The organism is Phenylobacterium sp., from assembly GCF_036563385.1.
Taxonomy (GTDB): domain Bacteria; phylum Pseudomonadota; class Alphaproteobacteria; order Caulobacterales; family Caulobacteraceae; genus Phenylobacterium.
Genome location: NZ_DATCML010000004.1, coordinates 789,050 through 809,261 on the forward strand (window position 1 = coordinate 789,050; position 20,212 = coordinate 809,261).

At 70.7% G+C, this 20,212-nt stretch carries 22 protein-coding genes and 1 pseudogene; 18 read left to right on the plus strand and 5 right to left on the minus strand.

Going from position 1 to position 20,212, the window contains the following annotated elements:
• Positions 1 to 38 precede the first annotated feature (38 nt).
• The 6 genes from VIL67_RS04760 (at position 39) to VIL67_RS04785 (ending at position 7,257) form a co-directional block, all read left to right on the plus strand.
• Positions 39 to 617: an NADPH-dependent FMN reductase gene (locus VIL67_RS04760; RefSeq protein WP_332047691.1), complete on the plus strand. Its 579-nt coding sequence runs from the start codon at positions 39 to 41 to the stop codon at positions 615 to 617.
• Positions 614 to 1,762, plus strand: coding sequence for a 3,4-dihydroxy-2-butanone-4-phosphate synthase (gene ribB, locus VIL67_RS04765; protein ID WP_332047692.1), 1,149 nt, complete (start codon positions 614 to 616; stop codon positions 1,760 to 1,762). Before VIL67_RS04760 ends, ribB begins: the two co-directional genes overlap by 4 nt.
• A gap of 221 nt (positions 1,763 to 1,983) precedes the next feature.
• The gene (locus VIL67_RS04770; RefSeq protein ID WP_332047693.1) at positions 1,984 to 2,730 is read left to right on the plus strand and encodes a DUF72 domain-containing protein; all 747 of its coding nucleotides are present in this window, start codon (positions 1,984 to 1,986) and stop codon (positions 2,728 to 2,730) included.
• 149 nt (positions 2,731 to 2,879) lie between these two features.
• The gene (locus tag VIL67_RS04775; RefSeq protein ID WP_332047694.1) at positions 2,880 to 4,640 is read left to right on the plus strand and encodes a M10 family metallopeptidase C-terminal domain-containing protein; all 1,761 of its coding nucleotides are present in this window, start codon (positions 2,880 to 2,882) and stop codon (positions 4,638 to 4,640) included.
• Positions 4,641 to 4,701: 61 nt separating this feature from the next.
• Positions 4,702 to 6,399: a M10 family metallopeptidase C-terminal domain-containing protein gene (locus VIL67_RS04780; protein ID WP_332047695.1), complete on the plus strand. Its 1,698-nt coding sequence runs from the start codon at positions 4,702 to 4,704 to the stop codon at positions 6,397 to 6,399.
• Positions 6,400 to 6,540: 141 nt separating this feature from the next.
• On the plus strand, positions 6,541 to 7,257 hold the full coding sequence (locus VIL67_RS04785; protein WP_332047696.1) for a DUF1013 domain-containing protein: 717 nt from the start codon (positions 6,541 to 6,543) through the stop codon (positions 7,255 to 7,257).
• A gap of 55 nt (positions 7,258 to 7,312) precedes the next feature.
• Here the strand turns inward: VIL67_RS04785 and VIL67_RS04790 are convergent, their stop codons facing one another.
• Positions 7,313 to 7,486, minus strand: coding sequence for a YdcH family protein (locus tag VIL67_RS04790; RefSeq protein ID WP_332047697.1), 174 nt, complete (start codon positions 7,484 to 7,486; stop codon positions 7,313 to 7,315).
• Positions 7,487 to 7,614: 128 nt separating this feature from the next.
• Here VIL67_RS04790 and VIL67_RS04795 point away from each other — a divergent pair, with 128 nt between their 5' ends.
• Genes VIL67_RS04795 through VIL67_RS04805 form a run of 3 tightly spaced genes read left to right on the plus strand, consistent with a single transcriptional unit; the run spans position 7,615 to position 8,889 of the window.
• The gene (locus tag VIL67_RS04795; protein ID WP_332047698.1) at positions 7,615 to 8,214 is read left to right on the plus strand and encodes a UbiX family flavin prenyltransferase; all 600 of its coding nucleotides are present in this window, start codon (positions 7,615 to 7,617) and stop codon (positions 8,212 to 8,214) included.
• 2 nt (positions 8,215 to 8,216) lie between these two features.
• Positions 8,217 to 8,660, plus strand: coding sequence for a TIGR02444 family protein (locus VIL67_RS04800; RefSeq protein WP_332047699.1), 444 nt, complete (start codon positions 8,217 to 8,219; stop codon positions 8,658 to 8,660).
• A 13-nt stretch (positions 8,661 to 8,673) separates the two neighbouring features.
• Positions 8,674 to 8,889 carry a YdcH family protein gene (locus VIL67_RS04805; RefSeq protein WP_332047700.1) on the plus strand — a complete coding sequence of 72 codons (216 nt, stop codon included), beginning with the start codon at positions 8,674 to 8,676 and terminating at the stop codon, positions 8,887 to 8,889.
• Between the two features lie 36 nt (positions 8,890 to 8,925).
• On the opposite strand, the pseudogene VIL67_RS04810 reads toward VIL67_RS04805, so the two are convergent.
• Positions 8,926 to 9,647 (minus strand): annotated as a pseudogene (locus VIL67_RS04810) (GGDEF domain-containing protein).
• Positions 9,648 to 9,777: 130 nt separating this feature from the next.
• Between VIL67_RS04810 and purE the strand changes: the two are divergent.
• The 4 genes from purE (at position 9,778) to VIL67_RS04830 (ending at position 12,029) form a co-directional block, all read left to right on the plus strand.
• The gene (gene purE, locus VIL67_RS04815; RefSeq protein WP_332047991.1) at positions 9,778 to 10,266 is read left to right on the plus strand and encodes a 5-(carboxyamino)imidazole ribonucleotide mutase; all 489 of its coding nucleotides are present in this window, start codon (positions 9,778 to 9,780) and stop codon (positions 10,264 to 10,266) included.
• A gap of 15 nt (positions 10,267 to 10,281) precedes the next feature.
• Entirely contained in the window at positions 10,282 to 11,364 is a 1,083-nt protein-coding gene (locus VIL67_RS04820) for a 5-(carboxyamino)imidazole ribonucleotide synthase (RefSeq protein WP_332047701.1), read from the plus strand.
• Between the two features lie 66 nt (positions 11,365 to 11,430).
• Positions 11,431 to 11,820 carry a hypothetical protein gene (locus VIL67_RS04825; RefSeq protein ID WP_332047702.1) on the plus strand — a complete coding sequence of 130 codons (390 nt, stop codon included), beginning with the start codon at positions 11,431 to 11,433 and terminating at the stop codon, positions 11,818 to 11,820.
• Positions 11,817 to 12,029 carry a helix-turn-helix transcriptional regulator gene (locus VIL67_RS04830; RefSeq protein ID WP_332047703.1) on the plus strand — a complete coding sequence of 71 codons (213 nt, stop codon included), beginning with the start codon at positions 11,817 to 11,819 and terminating at the stop codon, positions 12,027 to 12,029. The genes VIL67_RS04825 and VIL67_RS04830 overlap by 4 nt, the downstream gene beginning before the upstream one ends.
• Here VIL67_RS04830 and VIL67_RS04835 read toward each other — a convergent pair.
• Entirely contained in the window at positions 12,026 to 12,712 is a 687-nt protein-coding gene (locus VIL67_RS04835; RefSeq protein ID WP_332047704.1) for a COQ9 family protein, read from the minus strand. The genes VIL67_RS04830 and VIL67_RS04835 overlap by 4 nt on opposite strands.
• Before the next feature lie 461 nt (positions 12,713 to 13,173).
• Here VIL67_RS04835 and rpsU point away from each other — a divergent pair, with 461 nt between their 5' ends.
• Entirely contained in the window at positions 13,174 to 13,407 is a 234-nt protein-coding gene (gene rpsU / locus VIL67_RS04840) for a 30S ribosomal protein S21 (protein ID WP_111275467.1), read from the plus strand.
• A gap of 183 nt (positions 13,408 to 13,590) precedes the next feature.
• Entirely contained in the window at positions 13,591 to 15,474 is a 1,884-nt protein-coding gene (gene ftsH / locus VIL67_RS04845) for an ATP-dependent zinc metalloprotease FtsH (protein ID WP_332047705.1), read from the plus strand.
• A gap of 206 nt (positions 15,475 to 15,680) precedes the next feature.
• On the opposite strand, the gene VIL67_RS04850 is transcribed toward ftsH, so the two are convergent.
• Both VIL67_RS04850 and VIL67_RS04855 read right to left on the minus strand, forming a co-directional pair.
• Positions 15,681 to 17,501 carry a PQQ-dependent sugar dehydrogenase gene (locus VIL67_RS04850; protein WP_332047706.1) on the minus strand — a complete coding sequence of 607 codons (1,821 nt, stop codon included), beginning with the start codon at positions 17,499 to 17,501 and terminating at the stop codon, positions 15,681 to 15,683.
• Positions 17,502 to 17,556: 55 nt separating this feature from the next.
• Entirely contained in the window at positions 17,557 to 17,757 is a 201-nt protein-coding gene (locus tag VIL67_RS04855; RefSeq protein WP_332047707.1) for a hypothetical protein, read from the minus strand.
• Between the two features lie 130 nt (positions 17,758 to 17,887).
• On the opposite strand from VIL67_RS04855, the gene folP reads away from it, so the two are divergent.
• The 3 genes from folP (at position 17,888) to VIL67_RS04870 (ending at position 20,159) form a co-directional block, all read left to right on the plus strand.
• Entirely contained in the window at positions 17,888 to 18,682 is a 795-nt protein-coding gene (folP, locus tag VIL67_RS04860; protein ID WP_332047708.1) for a dihydropteroate synthase, read from the plus strand.
• Between the two features lie 116 nt (positions 18,683 to 18,798).
• A complete protein-coding gene (thiD, locus tag VIL67_RS04865; RefSeq protein WP_332047992.1) occupies positions 18,799 to 19,593 on the plus strand; it encodes a bifunctional hydroxymethylpyrimidine kinase/phosphomethylpyrimidine kinase in 795 nt (264 codons plus the stop codon).
• A complete protein-coding gene (locus VIL67_RS04870; RefSeq protein ID WP_332047709.1) occupies positions 19,590 to 20,159 on the plus strand; it encodes a nucleotidyltransferase family protein in 570 nt (189 codons plus the stop codon). Before thiD ends, VIL67_RS04870 begins: the two co-directional genes overlap by 4 nt.
• Positions 20,160 to 20,212 lie beyond the last annotated feature (53 nt).

Consider the following 20,212-nt stretch of genomic DNA (forward strand, 5'->3'; position numbering starts at 1 on the left):
GCTGGCGCAGGCGCGCCCGCGCGCCTACAGCTTCGCCCATGACCGCGACCCGCCCGCTGATCGTGGGCCTGGGCGGAACGATCCGCCCGGGCTCCTCGACCGAGAAGGCCCTGGCCCATGCGCTGCGCGCCGCCGAGCAGGGCGGCGCGGAGACCCGCCTGCTGGGCGGCGAGTTCCTGGCCCGCCTCCCGGTCTTCGATCCGCGTCCGGGCGAGGCCAGCGAGCCGCAGCAGGAGCTCGCCGAGGCGATCCGCGCCGCCGACGGGGTGATCATCGCCTCGCCCGGCTATCACGGCTCGATGTCCGGCATCGTCAAGAACGCCCTCGACACCCTCGAGCTGACCCGCAACGACGCCGAGCCCTACTTCCAGGGCAAGCCGGTGGGCGTCATCGTCACCGCCGACGGCTGGCAGGCCGCCGGCACCACTTTGATGGCCGTCCGGTCGATCATACATGCCATGCGGGGCTGGCCGACGCCGTTCGGCGCCGCCCTGAACGCGACGTCCGGCCTGTTCGACGAGGCAGGCGCCTGCCGGGAGCCGAAGGACGCCTGGCAGCTCGCCACCGTCGCCGAGCAGGTGGTGGACTTCGCCCGAATGAAAGCCGCCGCCCGATGAAGCGCCCCTACCTCGTCCCGCCCACCGACGGTCCGAAGCAGGACGACAGCGTGTCTTCCGCCATCAGCCCCATCGAGGACATCATCGAGGACGCCCGCAACGGGCGGCCCTACATCCTGGTCGACGCCGAGGACCGCGAGAACGAGGGCGATGTCATCATCCCCGCCCAGTTCGCGACGCCCGAGCAGATCAACTTCATGGCCAAGCACGCCCGCGGCCTGATCTGCCTGTCGATCACCGCCGAGCGGGCCCGCCAGCTGCGCCTGCCGCCCATGGCCACCGACAACCAGTCCGGCCACGGCACCGCCTTCACCATCTCCATCGAGGCCCGCGAGGGCGTCACCACCGGCATCTCGGCCCACGACCGGGCGCACACCATCGCCGTGGCGGTGGACCCGACCAAGGGCGTCGAGGACATCGTCTCCCCGGGCCACGTCTTCCCGCTGGTGGCCAAGGACGGCGGCGTCCTCGTCCGCGCCGGCCACACCGAGGCCGCCGTCGACATCAGCCGCATGGCCGGCCTCAACCCCGCCGGCGTGATCTGCGAGATCATGAAGGACGACGGGTCCATGGCCCGCCTGCCGGACCTCGTAGCCTTCGCCCAGCTGCATGGGCTGAAGATCGGCACGATCGCCGACCTGATCGCCTACCGTCGCCGCACCGAGCGCCAGGTGGAGCGGGTGCTCGAGACTCCTTTCGAGAGCGCCTACGGCGGCCGCTTCCGCATGGTGATCTACCGCAACGTCCTCGACGGCACCGAGCACGTGGTGCTGACCAAGGGCCGCATCGACGCCGATAAGCCGACGCTCGTGCGCATGCACCGGGTCGACCTGGCCACCGACATGCTGGGCGCGGTGGAAACGCGGCGCGACTACGTGCCCAAGGCCCTGCAGGCGATCGCCGACTACGACGGCGCCGGCGTGGCGGTGTTCATCCGCGACAGCAATCCCCACTGGCTGTCCGAACGCTACGGCCAGCCGCAGGCCGACCACAGCCAGAACGTGCTGCGCGACTACGGCATCGGCGCCCAGATCCTGCTGGACCTCGGCGTCCGCGACATGCGCCTGCTGACGTCGTCGTCGACTGTCCTGCCCGGCTCCGGCGGCTACGGCCTGAAGATCGTCGGCCGCCAGCCGCTGGGGTAGGAATCCCCTTGAACCGCCTCTCCCCCGACGCGCAGCGCGGGGGGAGAGGGTAGGGTGAGGGGCGGCTGGGATCCCGCCGTCTCTCCCGCGGCGAGACCGAAGGCCCTGGGGCTCCCATCGGCGGATCACGTCTGCACGAGCCGGCCCTCACCCGACCCTCTCCCAGGCCTGGGGCGCGGGAGAGGCGGTGAACGCTTCGCGGCCTGCCGCATTCCCCGCCCATGAGCCAACTGCGCATCGGCTGCTCGGGGTGGGTCTACAAGGACTGGACGGGACCGTTCTATCCGGCCGGGACCAAGGACAAGGACCGGCTCGCCTACTACGCCACCCGGTTCGACACCGCCGAGATCAACGCCAGCTTCTACCGCCTGCCGTCCGAGAAGATGGTGGCCGGCTGGGCGGAGCGCGCGCCGGACGGCTTCCTCTACGCCTGGAAGGTCAGCCGCTTCATCACCCACAACAAGAAGCTCAACGACTGCGGCGACAGCGTCGCCCTGGTGTTCGGGCGCATGGCCCCGCTGGCCGAGCACTACGGGCCGGCGCTGATCCAGCTTCCGCCGCAGCTGCGCCGCAACGACGAGCGCCTGGCCGGTTTCCTGAAGCTGCTGCCCAAGGGTCGCCGCCACACGGTCGAGTTTCGCCACCCTTCCTGGTACGACCCGGCGGTCTTCGCGATCCTGTCGGACTTCGACGCCAGCCTCTGCATCTCGGACCACCACCATGCGCCCTCGCCCTGGGAGGTCACGGCCTCGTGGGTCTATGTCCGCGGGCACGGGCCCGGCGGGCGCTACTTCGGCCGCTACCCCGACGAGGAGCTGGCCATGTGGACGCGCCGCATCGAGGCCTTCCGCGCGCGCGGCCTCGACGTCTACGCCTACTTCGACAACGACATCAAAAGCGCCGCGCCCTTCGACGCCGAGACGCTCAAGGCGATGACGGGCGTCACGCCCTACAGCGCGGCCGCCTGATCCCGCGCCTGCGGCGAGCCGCCGCCGCGTAATTTCCCGAACGCCTCCCATGTGGGGTGCGCCCACGGGCCGCAAGGCCGCGCGGTTGCCGCCATTCACCCATTCCCTTAAGCAAATGAAGGGGATGGGTTCTTTAGAGTGCGCCCATCATGTCCCTGACGCCCTTCATCGACATGGCTTCCGTCGGCCTGGATTACGCCGGCCACGAGGCCCCGCAGGCCGCCGCCGAGCCCGCGCTCCGTTGCCAGTGCCCGGTCTGCGCCGGCCAGGCGGTGGTGTCCGAGGACGCCGCAACCCTCGAGCCGCAGGCCTATCTGAACGCCGACCAGCGGGACGGCTACGCCTCGAACGGCAAGGCCAGCTACTCCATCGACGAGGCCGCCTGGCAGATCATCCGCGGCGACGCGGGCTGGGGCGGCCGGCTCGGCCAGGGCTTCACGGTGACCTACGGATTCCGCTCCACGGCGCCTGGCGCGATGCCCGATGACTCGTCCGGCTTCCAACGGTTCAACGCCCAGCAGATCACCCAAACCGAACTCGCCCTGCAGGCCTGGTCCGACGTCGCCAACATCAGGTTCACGCGGGTCGGGACCGGAGCTTCCGGGGAAGGCGCCTACTCCAACAGCGCCGCCATGCTGTTCGGCAACTACACCTCGGGCGTCGACGGCGCCTCGGCCTTTGCCATGTTCCCAGGGTCGACCTCCTCCAACTCCCAGGCCGGGGACGTGTGGGTGAACGCCTCGATCGGCTACAACGTCGGCCCCACCGTGGGCAACTACGGCGGCATGGTGCTGGTGCACGAGATCGGCCACGCCATCGGCCTGGCCCACCCCTCCGAGTACAACGCGGACTCCGGCACGACCATCACCTACTCGGCCAACGCCGCCTATTACGAGGACAGCCGCCAGTACACGGTGATGAGCTACTTCAGCGAGTCCAACACCGGAGCGAACTTCGGCGGCGTCTTCTCGGCCGCGCCCCTGCTCGACGACATCGCCGCGGCTCAGCGCGAGTACGGCGCCAACCTGGCGACCCGGACCGGCGACACGGTGTACGGCTTCAACGCCACGGCCGACCGGCCGTGGTTCCAGGCCGGCTCCAGCGGCAGCCGCCTGGTGTTCGCCACCTGGGACGCCGGCGGCGCCGACACCTTCGACTTCTCCGGCTACAGCCAGAACCAGGTGATCGACCTTCGCGAGGGCTTCTTCTCGAACGTCGGCGGGCTCACCGGCAACGTGGCCGTCGCCAAGGGTGCGGTGATCGAGAACGCAAAGGGCGGCCTGGGGGCTGACCGGATCAACGGCAACGCCGCCGCCAACACCATCGCCGGCGGCTCCGGCAACGACACCATCGATGGCGGCGCGGGCGGGCGCGACTACCTGCGCGGCGACGCGGGCAATGACAGCCTCACCGGCGGGACCGAGTTCGATGACATCAACGGCAACACCGGCAACGACACCGCCTCCGGCGGCCTGGGCGACGACTGGGTGGTCGGCGGCCAGGACCAGGACCTGCTCTACGGCGACGACGGGGCCGACATCGTCTACGGCAACCTCGGCGCCGACACCCTCTGGGGCGGCGCGGGCGCGGACCTGATGCGCGGCGGCCAGGGCAATGACTACGTCCGCGGGGAGGACGGCAACGACTGGCTGTCCGGCGACCGCGGCGACGACACCCTGGACGGCGGCGCGGGGGCCGACATCTTCCACGGCTCGCAGGACATCGGCATCGACCGGATCCTGGATTTCGCGCCGTGGAGCGGCGATCGCATCCAGCTCGATGCGGGCACGGTCTACAGCGTGCGCACCGTGGGCTCGGACACCATCATCGACATGGGCGGCGGCCACCAGATGATCCTGGTGCAGGTCCCCCAGGCGATGCTGACTCCCGGCTGGCTGTTCGTGGCCTGAGGCTTCCGCGCCGCATTGCGGCGGCCGCCCGGCGGGCCTAACACTGCCCGGGGAGCGTGCGATGTCAGAGACTTGCCTGGAAGCCGGGCTGGACGGGGCGGTCGCGCCGCCGGCCCTCGTCAACGCCGACCAGCGCGGCGTCGGCGACATCGGCGGAAAGCCGAACTTCTCGGTCGAGCGGGCCGCGCTGCAGATGACCGGCTTCAACGAGGTCATCCAGCCGGACGGCTCGAAGGTGCTGGAGCCCGCGCCTGGCTGGTCCGGGAAAGCCGGACTTCCCTACACGGTCACCTACGCCTTCCGGGCGACGGCGCCTGAGAAGATGCCGGACGACACCGCCGGCTTCTCGCGGTTCAATGCCGCCCAGATCGCCCAGGCCGAGCTCGCCCTGCAGGGCTGGTCGGACGCGGCGAACATCACCTTCGTACGCGTGGGCTCCGGCCTCGGCGGGGAGGCGGCCTATTCGGACGAGGCCTCCATCTTGTTCGCCAACTACGCCACAGGCGCGGAAGGCGCCTCGGCGTTCGGCTTCTACCCGGGGCGGCCCGAGTTCAGCGCGTCGTCTGGCGACGTGTGGGTGAACGTCTCCATCGGCTACAACGCCAACCCCACGGCGGCCAACCGGGGCGGCCTGGTCCTGGTGCATGAGATCGGCCACGCCATCGGCATGGCCCACCCCGGGGACTACGACGCCGGCGACACCAAGGACCGCGGGCCGATCACCTATGACGAGGACGCCGAGTACTACCAGGACAGCACCCAGTACACGGTGATGAGCTACTTCCGCGAGACGAACACGGGCGCCAATTTCGGCGGCCGATGGGCCGCCTCGCCGCTGCTCGACGACATCGCGGCCATCCAGGTGGAGTACGGCGCCAATACGTCCACGCGGACCGGCGACACCGTCTACGGCTTCAACGCCACCGCTGGCCGGCCGTGGTTCGATGCCACCGCCTCGACGCCGCCGATCTTCGCCGCCTGGGACGCAGGCGGCACGGACACCTTCGACTTCTCCGGCTATGGCCAGGGCCAGCTGATCGACCTCAGGGAAGGCTTCTTCTCCAGCGTCGGCGGTCTGACCGGCAATGTCGCCGTCGCCGTGGGCGCCGTGATCGAGAACGCCCGTGGGGGGTCTGGCGCCGACCAGATCAACGGCAATGCGGCGGCCAACAACCTGGGCGGCGGCGCCGGGAACGACACCGTCCAGGGCTTCGCCGGGCGCGACTACCTGCGCGGCGACGACGGCGCGGACTCGATCTCGGGCGGCGGCGATTTCGACGACATCAACGGCAACAAGGGCGACGATACGGCGACCGGCGGGTCGGGCGACGACTGGGTGGTCGGCGGGCAGGACCAGGACCAGCTGCACGGCGAGGAGGGCGACGACATCGTCTACGGCAACCTCGGCGACGACCGCCTGTGGGGTGACGCGGGCCGCGACCTGATCCGCGGCGGCCAGGGTCAGGACGTGCTGCTCGGCGGCGAAGGCGACGACTGGCTGTCCGGCGACCGCGGCGACGACACCGTGACCGGCGGCGCGGGGGCCGACATCTTCCACGGTTCGCAGGACGCCGGCCTCGACCGGATCGTCGACTTCAGCCTGGCCGAGGGGGACCGGGTGCTGCTCGACCCCGGCACGACCTTCCAGCTCGGCCAGTGGGGCGACGACGCCGTGCTCGACTTCGGCGGGGGACACCGGATGGTGCTCGTGGGAGTCCAGGCCGCCAGTCTGACGGGGGGCTGGCTGCTCGGGGTCTGAGGCCGCGGGCCCGGGGCGCGGCAGGTCGTCGCCCGCGGATTCCCGTTCCCAGGACGGCAGAACCGGCCTATATGGAAACCCTCACCGCCCGGCCGAAAGGCCGGGCGCCTTCATTTCCGGACGACCCTCCAGGATAGCCAAATGACCACCGAAATCCTGATGCCGAAGGCGACAGCCGTCTGGCTGGTGGACAACACCTCGCTCACCTTCGACCAGATCGCCGACTTCTGCGGCCTTCACCCGCTGGAGGTGAAGGGCATCGCCGATGGCGAGGTGGCGCGCGACATCCGCGGCGCTGATCCGATCGCCAACGGCCAGCTGTCGCGCGACGAACTGGATCGCGCCGAGAAGAACGAGAAGTACCGCATGGTGGCGCAGAAGAGCCGCCACGCCGAGCTGCTGAAGCCCGTCAAGAAGGCCCCGCGCTACACCCCGGTGTCGCGCCGCCAGGACCGGCCCGACGCCATCGCCTGGTTCATCCGCAACCACCCGGAAGTGCCGGACAGCCAGGTCGCCCGCCTGCTGGGCACCACCAAGGCGACCATCGAGCAGGTGCGCAACCGCCAGCACTGGAACTCGGCCAACATCAAGCCGGTGGACCCGGTGACTCTCGGCCTCGCCACCCAGCTGGAGCTGGACGCGGTGGTGAAGAAGGCGGCCGAGAAGAAGGCCAAGGACGACGCGCGTCGCGGTGTGGTCGACCCCGATGGCCCGACCCTGCGTCCGGCCTCGGAAACCGGCGTTCTGGAGGCTGTTGTCGACGAGGACGAGGACGACGCGCCGATGAGCACGTCGCACACCGCGGCTGACGTGTGGCCGGACCGCGACGGCGGCGTCGACCACGACGACGAGGATTGAGGAAAAGCAGAGGCCGCTCCGCCGGCGTGCGGCCGGGGAGCGGCGCTGAGGAAGCCTAGTGCATGCGCTCGCGGAGGGCTTCCATCTCCTCCTTGAGCCTGAGCTTCTGTCGTTTCAGCTCTTTGAGCTTGGTGTCGTCGGCGGCGGGCCTGCGCAGCTCTTCCTGGATCGCGAGCTCCAGGGACTGGTGGCGAGATCCGAGTTCACGGATCCTGGCTTCCACGGCCATGACGTTAAGTCTCCTCGCTGCTGATGCAGGGAAGTGAACACCCGCTGCGCGCGGCTGTCAGATCACATATGTTTGCTGCCAGCTGAGCCGCATCCCGGCGGCGGATCGGGGCGTTGGGAACCTTCTGCATGTCAAATGATGGGCCGCCGCGGCTGGTCGTCGGGATCTCCGGCGCCTCGGGCGTCGTCTACGGCCTGCGGGCGCTGGACGCCTGCCGGGAGCTCGGCGTCGAGAGCCACCTTGTGGTGTCGAAGTCCGCCGCCCTCACCCTTGCCCAGGAGACGGACGTCAGCCTCGCCGAGGCCCAGGGCCGGGCCAGCGTGGTCTACAAGGCGTCGGACGTGGGCGCGGCGATCGCTTCCGGCTCGTTCCCGACCCTGGGCATGATCGTCGCCCCGTGCTCGGTTCGGACCATGAGCGAGATCGCCACCGGGGTGACCTCCTCCCTGCTCACCCGCGCCGCCGACGTGGTGCTGAAGGAGCGTCGGCCGCTGGTGCTGATGGTCCGCGAAACCCCGCTGCACCTGGGCCATCTGCGCACCATGGTGCGGCTGGCTGAGATGGGGGCGGTGATCGCGCCGCCGATGCCCGCCTTCTACGCCCGCCCGGCGAGCCTGGAGGCGATGGTGGACCAATCCGTCGGCCGCGCTCTCGATCTCTTCGGCCTGTCGTGGACGCCCGTGAAGCGCTGGGGCCGCGACGTTGGCCCCGCGCCCGGAGAGGCCTGAGCATGGCGATCTGGGACTGGGCGCTGGAGGCCTATGGCCGTCCGGGCGTGTCCGAGGCCTGCCTCGCCCTGCAGGACCAGCACGGCCAGAACGTGCCCCTCCTGCTTTGGGCTGTGTGGGCCGAGGCCGACGACGCCGCCTTGCTGGCGCGCGCCGCCGAGACGGCGCGGCGTTGGAGCGCCCTGGCCGTCGAGCCGCTGCGCACCGTCCGTCGTGAGCTCAAGGCCGCCTGTCCGCCGGTGGACGACGGCGCCCGCGAGGCCCTTCGCGAGGACGTGAAGGCCGCGGAACTGCGCGCCGAACGATTGCTTTTGGAAACCCTCGCTGGATTATCCAGGGGGCATGGCGGCGCTCCGGCGCTCGCCGCGCTGCAGGCCGCGTCTGTCGCCTGGGGCCGCCCCGCGCCGGCGCGGGACCTGGCGGTCCTGGCGCAGGCCCTGGGATAGGATCGGACGCCGCATGAACGACGATGAGCTCCCGTCCGAGGAGGCGCTGCAGGCGAAGCTCACCGAGCTGCGCCAGGACCACGCCGATTTCGACGCGGCGATCACCGCGCTCGCCGCCTCGCCCTTGCCGGACATGATGCTCATCGGCCGCCTCAAGCGGAAGAAGCTCGCCCTGAAGGACGAGATCGCCCGGCTCGAGGACCTCCTGACCCCCGACATCATCGCCTGACGTTTGAGGGCTCCTCCGCAGGGGGAGACGCGAACCTCACCGCGCCGCGCGCTTGCGGGCGTACATCGCCGCGTCCGCCCGGGCGAGGATGGCCTCGGGCTCCTCGTCGCCGGTGATCTCGCACACGCCCCAGGCCAGGCGCAGGGGCGTCGCGCCCCCCGGAAAGTCGGCGGGTCGGGACTGCACCGCCTCGGCCAGCGCCTTCGCCTTGGCTTCCGCCGTGCGCCGGTCGGCCTGCACCAGCACGACCGCGAACTCGTCGCCGCCCAGCCGGCCGACGATGTCGCTCTCGCGGACGTTGTCCGCCAGCCGCTCGGCCACCGCCTTCAGCACGGCGTCCCGGCCGGATGGCCGTAGCGGTCGTTCACCCCCTTCAGCCCGTCCAGGTCGAAGTAGACCAGGCTCGCGGCCGCGCCATAGCGCTGCACGAAGGTCTGGATGCGTCCCAGCTCGCGCAACAGGGCGCGGCGGTTCAGCACCGGCGTCAGCGCGTCCCGGTCGGCCAGGCCCTCCGCCTCGGCGAGCCGGGCCTTCAGCCGGCCGATCTCGGCGCGCAGGTCGTCGATCTCGGAGAGCAGGACGCCCATCGCCGCCTGCACCTGAGGCGTCAGGTCGGCTTCGGTCAGGCCGAGGAAGCTGGTGGAGTCGGCCGCCCGCGCGCCGGCGGCCGCGCGGCCCTTGCCGGCCTCGCCAGCCTTCTGGACGCCGCGTCGGGTCGCGGCGGGCGGCGGCTCGGGGCGAGCGCCGAAGATCTTCATCGCTGGCTCCGCCGAAACCGTCGCCCGGACAGGGACTTGGCGGAAACCTAAGCCACTCGGTTGCGGGCGCAAGGCCGGCGCCTATACTCCGCCGCCTTCCGGGCCGGGGCCCGCAACGGAAATCGCCAGCATCATGAGCGTCACGCCGCCCGTCGCCATCATCATGGGCAGCCGGTCCGACTGGCCGGTGCTGAAGCACGCCGCCGAGATCCTGGACGGCCTGGGCGTCGCCTACGAGGCCAAGGTGGTCTCCGCCCACCGCACCCCCGACCGGATGTACAGCTTCGCCAAGGGCGCCAAGGCCCAGGGCTTCAAGGTGATCATCGCCGCCGCAGGGGGCGCCGCCCACCTGCCCGGCATGACCGCGTCCCTCACCGAGCTGCCGGTCCTGGGCGTGCCCATCGAGTCCAAGGCGCTGAAGGGCATGGATTCCCTGCTCTCCATCGTCCAGATGCCGGCCGGCATCCCGGTCGGGACCCTGGCCATCGGCGAGGCGGGCGCCAAGAACGCCGGCCTGATGGCCGCCAAGATCCTGGCGCTCTCCGATGAAGGCCTGGCCGGCCGGCTGGAAGCCTTCACCGCCCGCCAGACGGAAAGCGTCGCCGAGACCGTCGAGTAGATTGAGGCCTGCCGCATGCCCAGCTTCCCCCTCGCTCCCGGCTCCACCATCGGCATCCTGGGCGGCGGCCAGCTCGGGCGCATGCTGGCGCTCGCCGCCGCCCGGCTCGGCTTCGACGTGGCCATCCTGGAGCGCGACGCCGACAGCCCGGCCGGCCGGTCGGCCACCCACCTGATCGTCGGCGCCTATGACGACGAGGCCGCGCTCGCCCGCCTGGCCGAGCTCACCGACGTGGTCACCTACGAGTTCGAGAACGTGCCCGCCAAGTCGGTGGAGTGGCTGGTCTCGAAAGGCCTCGACGTGGCCCCCGGCGCCCGCGCCCTGGCCGTCGCCCAGGACCGTGTCAACGAGAAGACCTTCCTGAACGGCCGCGGGGTGGCCACGGTGGCCTTCGCCGCCGCCGACAATCCGACGGCCGCCGTCGAGGCGGTGGAGCGGATCGGCGCGCCGGCCCTCATGAAGACCCGCCGCGAGGGCTACGACGGCAAGGGCCAGCGCTGGGTCGAGCACGCCGCCGACGCCGCGCGCATCTTCGCCGAGCTGGGCTCCGTCCCGGTGATCGTCGAGGCCCCCGCCGACTTCGTGCGCGAGCTGTCGGTGATCGCCGCCCGCGGCCGGGATGGCGAGATCGCCGTCTATCCGCTGGGCGAGAACCACCACGAACACGGCATCCTGCGGCGCACCCTCGCGCCGGCCCAGGCCAGCCAGGCCACCGCCGACCAGGCCGAGAAGATCGCCCGCCAGGTGCTGGACGGGCTGCAGTACGTGGGCGTGATCGGCATCGAGCTGTTCGAGATGAAGGACGGCCGGCTGCTGGTGAACGAGATCGCGCCCAGGGTGCACAACACCGGCCATTGGACCCAGGACGGCTGCGAAGTGGACCAGTTCGAGCAGCACATCCGCGCCGTCGCCGGCTGGCCGCTGGGACCCACCGCCGCTCGCGCTCGCGTGGAGATGCTCAACCTGCTGGGCGACGAGGCCGACCAGTGGAAGAAGCTCGCCGCCGAGCCCGACACCCGCATCCACCTCTACGGCAAGCGCGACGCCAAGCCGGGCCGCAAGATGGGCCATGTGAACCGGGTCAAGCCGCTGCGCTGACTGTCAGGTTGACCTGACATGCGCCAGGTGTAAGGTTATCCTGACATTCTGTCGGGAGAGCCTCTCATGGCGATGGACAGCGCAGGCCGCACCTACGTTACCCGCACGATCATCTTCATGGCCGTCTATTCGGCCCTGAACGTGGGCGTCCTGCTGGACGTGTTCGACAGCGTGGAGCCGCCCGGAACCTGGCTGCTCGCCCTGGCCGTCTCGATCAACATCGCCGGCCAGATCTGGGCCACCCTGGCCTTCATCCGCGACAGCGACGAGTTCGTCCGCGCCCTCACCGCCAAGCGCTTCATCGTCGCGGCCGGCCTGACCTTCACCCTCGCGACGTTCTGGGGTTTCCTGGAGCTCTATGCCGGCGCGCCGCACGTCACCGGAGCCATGGTCTATCCGCTGTTCTGGATGGCGTACGGCCTGGTCACGCCTCTCATCCGCACCAGCCGTGCATGAAGAACCGCCTTCGTGAATTGCGCGCCGCCCGCGGCTGGACGCAGGAGGAGCTGGGCAAGCGGCTCGGGGTCTCCCGCCAGGCGGTGATCGCCATCGAGAGCGACAAGCACGATCCCTCGCTCGACCTCGCCTACCGGATCGCGGCCCTGTTCGAGGCGCCGGTAGAGGCGATCTTCGAGAACCCGCACACGGGCGGCGCGTCGGCCTAGGGGATGTCGGTGATCGGCGGCTGTTCGGCGGGCGCGGTTCTGTAGCGCAGGCGGCCGAGGTGTTGGGCGACGCCGCTGACCAGGTCGCCCGGCCGCAGACGGGTCGTCGCCTTCCACTTTTCGAACCGCATGACGTCCTCGATCCGGCGGTCGACGTAGGTCAGGGTGGCGGCCCGGCCCTCCGCCATGCGGATCGCCAGCGCCGAGGTCAGGATGCCGGCCAGGATGGCGCGCTTGGAGTAGTGGTTCTCGTCGGTGGCCACGTCGCCGGCCCAGCGCCACAGGACGTCGGCGCTCTCCCAGGCGAGCCTGCCGCCCAGGTGCAGGTTCTGCGGCAGGACGAGGTGGCCGGCCCAGCGGCGGGTGGCGGACTCGTCGGCGGCCGCGGCGTCCAGGCGGGCTTCCACCGCCCGGCGGATCCGCTCGCGGATCTTCAGCGCCAGCGGATCGACGTCCTTGAGGATCAGCATGGCGCGCGCATCGTGCCGCCGGGAGAACAGCGCCGCCAGGTCCGCGGGCCCGTGCGGGATCAGGAGCTCGGTCTCCCCCTCTGAGAAGCCGCAGGCCTTCCCGGCCGCCACGGCCATTCGCCGGGTCCAGCCGAACTTCGGCGCGATCCGGATGGCCTGCTCCAGGAGCTGCTGCTCGGCCTCAGCGGCCCAGTCGTCGGCGGGGGCGGTCATGGGCGTCAGCTTTACTCTCCCGGAGGCCGTCTGCCCACGGCCGTATTCCCAAGAATGCGGAGCGGTCCTTGAATTCCACGGCTGCAGCGAAGCTCCGCCGGTTTCGCAGCTCAAGGACGGCCCGCAGGGCCGCCGCGGAGCGGCCGCGCCGCAGGCGCGGTCCTTGACCTGCGGAGACGCCGGAGCAGACTGGCTGCCGGGAAATCAAGGCGAGGCGTGGCCACGGCCACCCTATGACGACGCCAGAGCCGTTTCGGCCCGGCACTCGCGGCTGGAAGCCTCCTTCCCAAAGTCCGAATCCACCTGCGCAGCGTGGACAGCCGTTATGCGTTCTGGTATCTGCCCGCGCTCAAACCCGTAGGCCTCCACGCCTCCGGGCCCAATGTTTTTTGTTCGCTCGCCGCCGCCCCATGCCGGGTCACGGGCGCCGGGCGGTGTAGCGACCGACAGGAGAGAGACCCCTGGTTCAGATTTTCGTCCGCGACAACAACGTCGATCAGGCCCTCAAGGCGCTGAAGAAAAAGATGCAGCGCGAGGGCTCGTTCCGCGAAATGAAGCGGCACGTGCACTACGAAAAGCCCTCCGAGAAGCGCGCCCGCCAGAAGGCGGAAGCCGTGCGCCGGGCCCGCAAGCTGGCCCGCAAGCGCGCCCAGCGCGAAGGCCTGATCGCTGCGCCGAAGAAGCCCTCCCGGTAAGGGCTAAAAGTCGACCACTTCGGTCACTATGTTGAAGGCCGCGCCAACCGGGCGCGGCCTTTTGCATTTACGGTCAAGGCGAGGCCTTCGGTCGCGCCAGGAATGGCCTCGCTGGTGGAACGGCGGTCGCCAACCTATCTTGAACGTACCTGCCGAATTCCTCTGCGAGACGGTCCTTAGTCCATGAACCTGCGCAATCTCGTCATCTGGGGCGTCATCGTCGTCGTCCTCGTCGGTCTCTACAGCATGATGACCGGGGGCGGTCGCGCCGCCGGCCAGAGCGAGATCACCTACTCGCAGCTGCTCAGCAAGGTGAACGCCGGCGAGGTGAAGCAGGCGGTCATCCAGGGCGCTGCGGTCCAGATCAAGGACCAGAGCAACAAGACCTTCACGGCCGTGACGCCGTCCAGCCAGGAAGACCTGATCAAGCGGCTCGAGGCGCAAGGCGCCGACATCGCGGTCAAGCCGGCCGGCGGCTTCACCCTCCTGGGCTTCCTGCTGAACTCCCTGCCGATCCTGCTGCTGATCGGGGTCTGGATCTTCTTCATGCGCCAGATGCAGGGCGGCGCCCGCGGCGCCATGGGCTTCGGCAAGTCCAAGGCCCGCCTGCTCACCGAGAACAAGAACCGCGTCACCTTCGACGACGTGGCCGGCGTGGACGAGGCCAAGGAAGAGCTGCAGGAGGTCGTCGACTTCCTGAAGGATCCGCAGAAGTTCCAGCGCCTGGGCGGCAAGATCCCCAAGGGCGCCCTGCTGATCGGCCCGCCCGGCACGGGTAAGACCCTGATCGCCCGCGCCGTCGCGGGTGAGGCGGGCGTGCCCTTCTTCACCATCTCCGGCTCGGACTTCGTCGAGATGTTCGTCGGCGTCGGCGCCAGCCGCGTGCGCGACATGTTCGAGCAGGCCAAGAAGAACGCGCCCTGCATCATCTTCATCGACGAAATCGACGCCGTCGGCCGCCATCGTGGCGCCGGTCTCGGCGGCGGCAACGACGAGCGCGAGCAGACGCTGAACCAGCTTCTGGTCGAGATGGACGGCTTCGAGGCGAACGAGGGGATCATCCTGATCGCCGCCACCAACCGTCCCGACGTGCTGGACCCGGCCCTGCTGCGTCCCGGCCGGTTCGACCGCCAGGTCGTGGTGCCGAACCCGGACATCAACGGCCGCGAGCGGATCCTGCGCGTGCACATGAAGAACGTGCCCCTGGCCGCCGACGTCGAGGTCAAGATCATCGCCCGCGGCACGCCCGGCTTCTCGGGCGCGGACCTCGCCAACCTGGTCAACGAAGCCGCCCTGATGGCCGCGCGAAAGAACCGCCGCATGGTGACCATGCGCGACTTCGAGGACGCCAAGGACAAGGTCATGATGGGCGCCGAGCGCCGGTCCATGGTCATGACCGAGGAGGAAAAGAAGCTCACCGCCTACCACGAAGGCGGCCACGCCCTCGTGGCCCTGAACGTTCCGGCCACCGACCCGGTGCACAAGGCGACCATCATCCCGCGGGGCCGCGCGCTCGGCATGGTGATGCAGCTGCCGGAACGCGACCGCTTCTCCATGTCCTTCGAGCAGATGACCTCGCGGATCGCCATCCTGTTCGGCGGCCGCGTCGCCGAGGAGATCATCTTCGGCAAGGAGAAGGTCACCTCGGGCGCCTCCTCGGACATCAGCCAGGCGACCAAGCTCGCCCGGGCGATGGTCACCAAGTGGGGCTTCTCGGACAAGCTGGGCTCGGTGGAGTACGGCGAGAACCAGGAGGAGGTCTTCCTGGGCCACTCCGTCGCCCGCAACCAGAACGTCTCGGAAGAGACCGCCAAGATCATCGACGAGGAGGTCAAGCGCCTCGTCACCGCCGGCGAGAACGAGGCGCGGCGGATCCTGACCGAAAAGCTCGAGGACCTGCACGTCCTGGCCAAGGCCCTGCTCGAGTACGAGACACTGACCGGCGACGAGATCGTCAATGCGCTGAAGGGCGTTCCCCCGAAGCGCGACGAGGCCGAGGCCAAGCGCCCGACCGGTCCGGCCGTGGCCGTGCCGATCTCGCCGCGCCCCGATCCCGAGCCGGCGTGAGCTGAGCCTCAGCTTCGAACGAACCAGGGCGGTCGCTGCCAAGCGGCCGCCCTTTTCCTTTCCCTCTCTCGCGGCGAAGCCGTGGGAGAGGGTAGGGTGAGGGCCGGCTGGGCTCCCTCCACCGCACCGGATGCGGGCCCTCGACATGGCTCGGCGGAACACCGTCGCCCGCACCCAACCTCTGTCGCAAGCGGACCCGCGGCGGCTCAGGCCCCGAAGATCCAGTCGCCGGTCAACGAGCTCATCTGCACGCCCACCAGCAGCATGCGGCCGCCACCCGGCATGTCGATGGCGACCCCGTCGCCGGTCTGGTTCACCACATAGGTCTGGCCGGGCAGCAGCTGCACCCGGTCGCCCTGGGCGCGGCTGAAGTCGGTCACCCGGTCGAGCCCGGCCTCGCCGAAGGTGTGGAAGGTGTCGGCCCCGGCGCCGCCCGAAACCGTGTCGTCGCCGCGGTCGCCGCTGATCCAGTCGTTCCCGTCCTGGCCCGTCAGCACGTCGTCCGCCTGGCCGCCGCGCATCAGGTCGGCGCCGGCGCCGCCCTCCAGGGTGTCGAAGCCCAGGTTGCCGTAGACGATGTCGTCGCCCTCGTCGCCCCAGAGCCGGTCGCTCCCCTGGCCCCCGACCACCCAGTCATTGCCCTGGCCGCCATGCACCGAGTCCTGGCCCGTGTTGCCGTGCACGTCGTCAAAGGCCAGGCCGCCATAGATCAGGTCGTCGCCGTCCTCGCCGCGGATGTAGTCCGAGGCGTCGCCGGCCCCGGCGCGCGGCGTCAGCCGGTGGATGTCGCCATCCAGGCCGACCACATAGAGCCGGCCGCGCCCGTCCACGGCGAAGGAGGCGATCTGGTCGAGGTCGCCGCCGCCGGACAGCACGATCTGCCCGTTGCGGTTCAGGAAGTCCTGCGCCGCGCCGCCGCGCGCGCTGACGCTCCAGATGTTGCCGCTGGCGAAGTCTCCGAACCAGTAGAGGCCCTGCCCGCCGCCCGGGCCGTGGTAGACGTAGCCGCCCGTCACCGCGACGCCGGAATAGAGCGGGGTGGTTCGGTCGTAGTCCAGCAAGGGCGGGGTGAGGCCGGCGGGCGCCGTCCCGCTGTAGGGCTGGTTTCCCTCCATGAACCGCCAGCCGAGGTTCAGCCCGCCCTGGCCCGCCGGGATCAGGTTCACCTCCTCGCGCTGGCCCTGGCCCACGTCGCCGATCCACAGGTCGCCGGTCGCGGAATCAAAACTGCCGCGCCACGGATTGCGCAGGCCGTAGAGCCACACCTCGTCGGCCCCCTGGACGGCGCCTGCGAACGGGTTGCCGGCCGGGATGGCGTAGTTGCGGCTGGCGTCCGCCGGGAAGGCGTCGCCGTCGACATCGATGCGCAGGACCTTGCCCAGCAGGCTGTCGCGGTTCTGGGCGTTATTGCCGGGATCCCCGGAGCCGCCGCCGTCGCCGGTGGCGACGTAGAGCATCCGGTCCGGCCCGAACGCCATCCAGCCGCCGTTGTGGTTGGTGGGCGGCGGGTGATCGATGGTCAGGACGAGCCGGCCGGACCCCGCGTCCGCGTGGTCGGCGTCGGCCCGGCGGTACTCGCGCAGCTCGATGTCGCCGGCGGGGTTGGTCAGGTAGACGTAGAACCGCCCGTTGCTGGCGTAGTCCGGGTGGAAGGCCAGGCCGAGGAGGCCCTGCTCGCCGCCGCCCGCCAGCGCATTGTCCGGCAGGTCGAGAAAGGCGTCGGCCTGGGTCTGGCCCGAGTTCAGGTCGAGGATGCGGATACGGCCGGTGTGCTGCTCCACCACGAACAGGCGGTCCGGCTCGCCCGGCGGAGACGCGGCGAACAGCGGCGAGGATAGGCCGGACGCCACGCGCACGGCGTCGATCTGGCCGTTCGCCGGGTCGGTGTCGGATGATCCCTGGCCATAGAGGATGTCGTCGCCCGCGCCGCCCATCAGGGTGTCGGCGCCGTCCCCGCCCGCCAGGACATCCGCTCCGCCCGTGCCAGTCAGGGTGTCGCGCGCGCTCGTGCCGGTGATCTCGGCCATGGCCTGCCCCTTTGGCGTGAAGCTCACAACCAGAACGCGCGGCGCAGGCGCGCGTTCAGCCTTCAGTCCTCAGAATCCGGATCGCCCGGCGCAGGACGGCGCGGCCCCAGCTCGTGACGTCGGCGCGCCGGAGCTTGGCGCGGGCGGCGGCCACCGCGTCGTCTCCGAAGCGACGGCGCAGGAACTGCGCCTCGTCGGCGGCCTCGCGGCGGAGGCGGCGGTATCGACGCCACATGCGCAGCGGGTTCACCCTCATCCACGTCCTCGCGAATGCTGGCGCTCTCCCCACCAGGGCCGCGCGCCTGCTAAGCAACACCCCGATCATGGCGACACATCCCCCATCCGGCTCCGACGCGTCAACGACCAGGATAACGGCGGTACGTGTAATGGGCGTGACGAACGTCACGCCCGACAGCTTCTCGGATGGCGGGCGCCACCCAGACCCTTCCACGGCCCTGGCTCACGCCCGGCGGCTGATCGCCGACGGAGCCGACATCCTGGACGTCGGCGGCGAGTCCACCCGGCCGGGCGCCGAGCCGGTGCCGGAGGCCGAGGAGATCGCCCGTGTCATCCCGCTGATCCGGGCCATTCGCGCCGAAAGCGCCGCGCCGATCTCCATCGACACCATGAAGCCGGCGGTGGCCCGCGCGGCGGTCGCCGCCGGCGCGACCATGTGGAACGACGTCGCCGCCCTGCGCTACGCGCCCGACGCGCTGGACACGGCGGCCGAGCTAGGCTGCGACGTGGTGCTGATGCACATGCAGGGCGAGCCTCGGACCATGCAGGCCGAGCCGCGCTACGAGGACGTGGTGGAGGAGGTCGCCGCCTTCCTGCTGGACCGGGCCGAAGCCGCCTTGGCGGCGGGCGTGCGTCGGGAGCGGATCTGGCTCGACCCCGGCATCGGCTTTGGCAAGCACATGATCCGCCACAACCTGCCGCTGCTCGCCCGCCTCGACCGGCTGGTCGGCCTGGGTTTCCCCGTGCTGCTGGGCGCAAGCCGCAAGAGCTTCATCGGCGCGGTGGACGGCGGGGGGCGCGGCCCGAGCGAGCGGCTGGGCGGCTCGCTCGCGGCGGCGCTCGCCGGCGCGGCCGCCGGCGTGGCGGCCGTTCGTGTGCACGACGTACGCGAGACGGTGCAGGCGCTGCGTGTCTGGGCGGCGATCCGCGCGGCGGCTAGGTGAGTGCGGCCCGCAGGAGGGGATGGTCGCGCCAGGCGGGCAGGGTGGCCACGCTGGCGCGGCGCCGGTCCTTCGTAAATCCCGATGCATTCGGCCGCCCGGCGCGGTATCGCCAGTCGATGCAGTCCCTCGGCCGAGTCCTGATCGTCGCCGGCTCCGATTCCGGAGGCGGGGCGGGCATCCAGGCGGACATCAAGACCGTCACCGCGCTCGGCGGCTATGCGGCCACGGCGGTGACCGCGATCACGGTCCAGAACACCCTCGGCGTCACCGGCGTGCATCCGATCCCGCTGGAGATCGTCGAAGCCCAGGCCCGGGCCGTGCTCGACGACATCGGCGCCGACGCCCTGAAGACAGGCATGCTCGGCGACACCGCCGCGGTGGAGGCTGTGGCGCGCATTCTCGACAGTGCGCCCCGCGTCCCCGCGGTGGTCGATCCCGTCATGATCGCGAAGGGCGGCGCCCCGCTGCTGGCCGCCGACGCCGTCGAGGCCGTGAAGCGGCTGATGGTCCCGCGCGCCGCCCTGCTGACGCCGAACGCCCCCGAGGCTGAAGCGCTGACCGGCCTGCCGGTTCGGTCGGCGGACGACCTGCGCCGTGCGGGCGCGGCGCTGCTCGCCATGGGGGCCCGGGCCGTGCTGATGAAGGGCGGCCACGTGCCCGCCGAGCGGGTGACCGACATCCTCATGACGTCAGCGGGCGAGACCCTGTTCGAGGCCGACCGGCAAGAGACCCGGCACACGCACGGGACCGGCTGCACCCTGGCGTCGGCGTGCGCTACGGGCCTGGCCCAGGGCCTGCCGCTCACCGACGCCGTCGCTCGCGCCTGGGCCTATGTGCAGGAGGCGATGCAACGCGCTCCGGGACTGGGTCGCGGGCATGGCCCCCTGGATCACGGCTGGACCCTGCGATGAGCCTGGAGGATCGCCTGGAGGGCATCGTCCGCGCGACGCCCGGCCTGATGCACGTGCTCGCCGTCGCCCGCGAACTCGACCTGCCGGACTGGCTGGTGTTCTCGGGCGCGGTCTACCAGCCGGTGCTGAACCACCTCACGGGGCGACCGCCGGAGTACGGCATCAAGGACTACGACCTCGGCTACTTCGACGCCTCCGACATCTCCTACGAGGCCGAGGACGTGGTGATCCGGCGCGTGGCGCAAGCCTTCCGGGCGCCCTTCGACGAGATGGTCGAGGTTCGAAACCAAGCTCGCGTGCACGTCTGGTTCGAGGGCAAGTTCGGCGAGGCCTATACGCCGCTCCCGGACACGCCCACGGCGCTCCGCCGCTTCGTCAGCCCGCTGTTCGCCGTCGGCGTGCGGCTGGAGGCCGACGACCGCCTGACGGTGGTCGCGCCGTTCGGGCTGGAGGACCTCTTCGCCCTGCGCCTGTGCCCGAACCCGGAGCGCCCGAACAACACCGGCTTCGCCCGCGCTTCGGCCTCGGCCAAGGCGCGCTGGCCCGAGCTCGAGATCCTCGCCTAGCCGGCCGGGGCCCGCAGCCCTATCTGAAGCTTCGCCTCAAGGAGATCCCACCG

Bases quoted from the DNA above. Each gene is read 5' to 3' on its own strand.
- VIL67_RS04760 (WP_332047691.1), top strand. From the start codon at position 39: ATGACCGCGACCCGCCCGCTGATCGTGGGCCTGGGCGGAACGATCCGC.
- ribB (WP_332047692.1), top strand. From the start codon at position 614: ATGAAGCGCCCCTACCTCGTCCCGCCCACCGACGGTCCGAAGCAGGAC.
- VIL67_RS04770 (WP_332047693.1), top strand. From the start codon at position 1,984: ATGAGCCAACTGCGCATCGGCTGCTCGGGGTGGGTCTACAAGGACTGG.
- VIL67_RS04775 (WP_332047694.1), top strand. From the start codon at position 2,880: ATGTCCCTGACGCCCTTCATCGACATGGCTTCCGTCGGCCTGGATTAC.
- VIL67_RS04780 (WP_332047695.1), top strand. From the start codon at position 4,702: ATGTCAGAGACTTGCCTGGAAGCCGGGCTGGACGGGGCGGTCGCGCCG.
- VIL67_RS04785 (WP_332047696.1), top strand. From the start codon at position 6,541: ATGACCACCGAAATCCTGATGCCGAAGGCGACAGCCGTCTGGCTGGTG.
- VIL67_RS04790 (WP_332047697.1), bottom strand. From the start codon at position 7,486: ATGGCCGTGGAAGCCAGGATCCGTGAACTCGGATCTCGCCACCAGTCC.
- VIL67_RS04795 (WP_332047698.1), top strand. From the start codon at position 7,615: ATGTCAAATGATGGGCCGCCGCGGCTGGTCGTCGGGATCTCCGGCGCC.
- VIL67_RS04800 (WP_332047699.1), top strand. From the start codon at position 8,217: ATGGCGATCTGGGACTGGGCGCTGGAGGCCTATGGCCGTCCGGGCGTG.
- VIL67_RS04805 (WP_332047700.1), top strand. From the start codon at position 8,674: ATGAACGACGATGAGCTCCCGTCCGAGGAGGCGCTGCAGGCGAAGCTC.
- VIL67_RS04820 (WP_332047701.1), top strand. From the start codon at position 10,282: ATGCCCAGCTTCCCCCTCGCTCCCGGCTCCACCATCGGCATCCTGGGC.
- VIL67_RS04825 (WP_332047702.1), top strand. From the start codon at position 11,431: ATGGCGATGGACAGCGCAGGCCGCACCTACGTTACCCGCACGATCATC.
- VIL67_RS04830 (WP_332047703.1), top strand. From the start codon at position 11,817: ATGAAGAACCGCCTTCGTGAATTGCGCGCCGCCCGCGGCTGGACGCAG.
- VIL67_RS04835 (WP_332047704.1), bottom strand. From the start codon at position 12,712: ATGACCGCCCCCGCCGACGACTGGGCCGCTGAGGCCGAGCAGCAGCTC.
- ftsH (WP_332047705.1), top strand. From the start codon at position 13,591: ATGAACCTGCGCAATCTCGTCATCTGGGGCGTCATCGTCGTCGTCCTC.
- VIL67_RS04850 (WP_332047706.1), bottom strand. From the start codon at position 17,501: ATGGCCGAGATCACCGGCACGAGCGCGCGCGACACCCTGACTGGCACG.
- VIL67_RS04855 (WP_332047707.1), bottom strand. From the start codon at position 17,757: ATGAGGGTGAACCCGCTGCGCATGTGGCGTCGATACCGCCGCCTCCGC.
- folP (WP_332047708.1), top strand. From the start codon at position 17,888: ATGGGCGTGACGAACGTCACGCCCGACAGCTTCTCGGATGGCGGGCGC.
- thiD (WP_332047992.1), top strand. From the start codon at position 18,799: ATGCAGTCCCTCGGCCGAGTCCTGATCGTCGCCGGCTCCGATTCCGGA.
- VIL67_RS04870 (WP_332047709.1), top strand. From the start codon at position 19,590: ATGAGCCTGGAGGATCGCCTGGAGGGCATCGTCCGCGCGACGCCCGGC.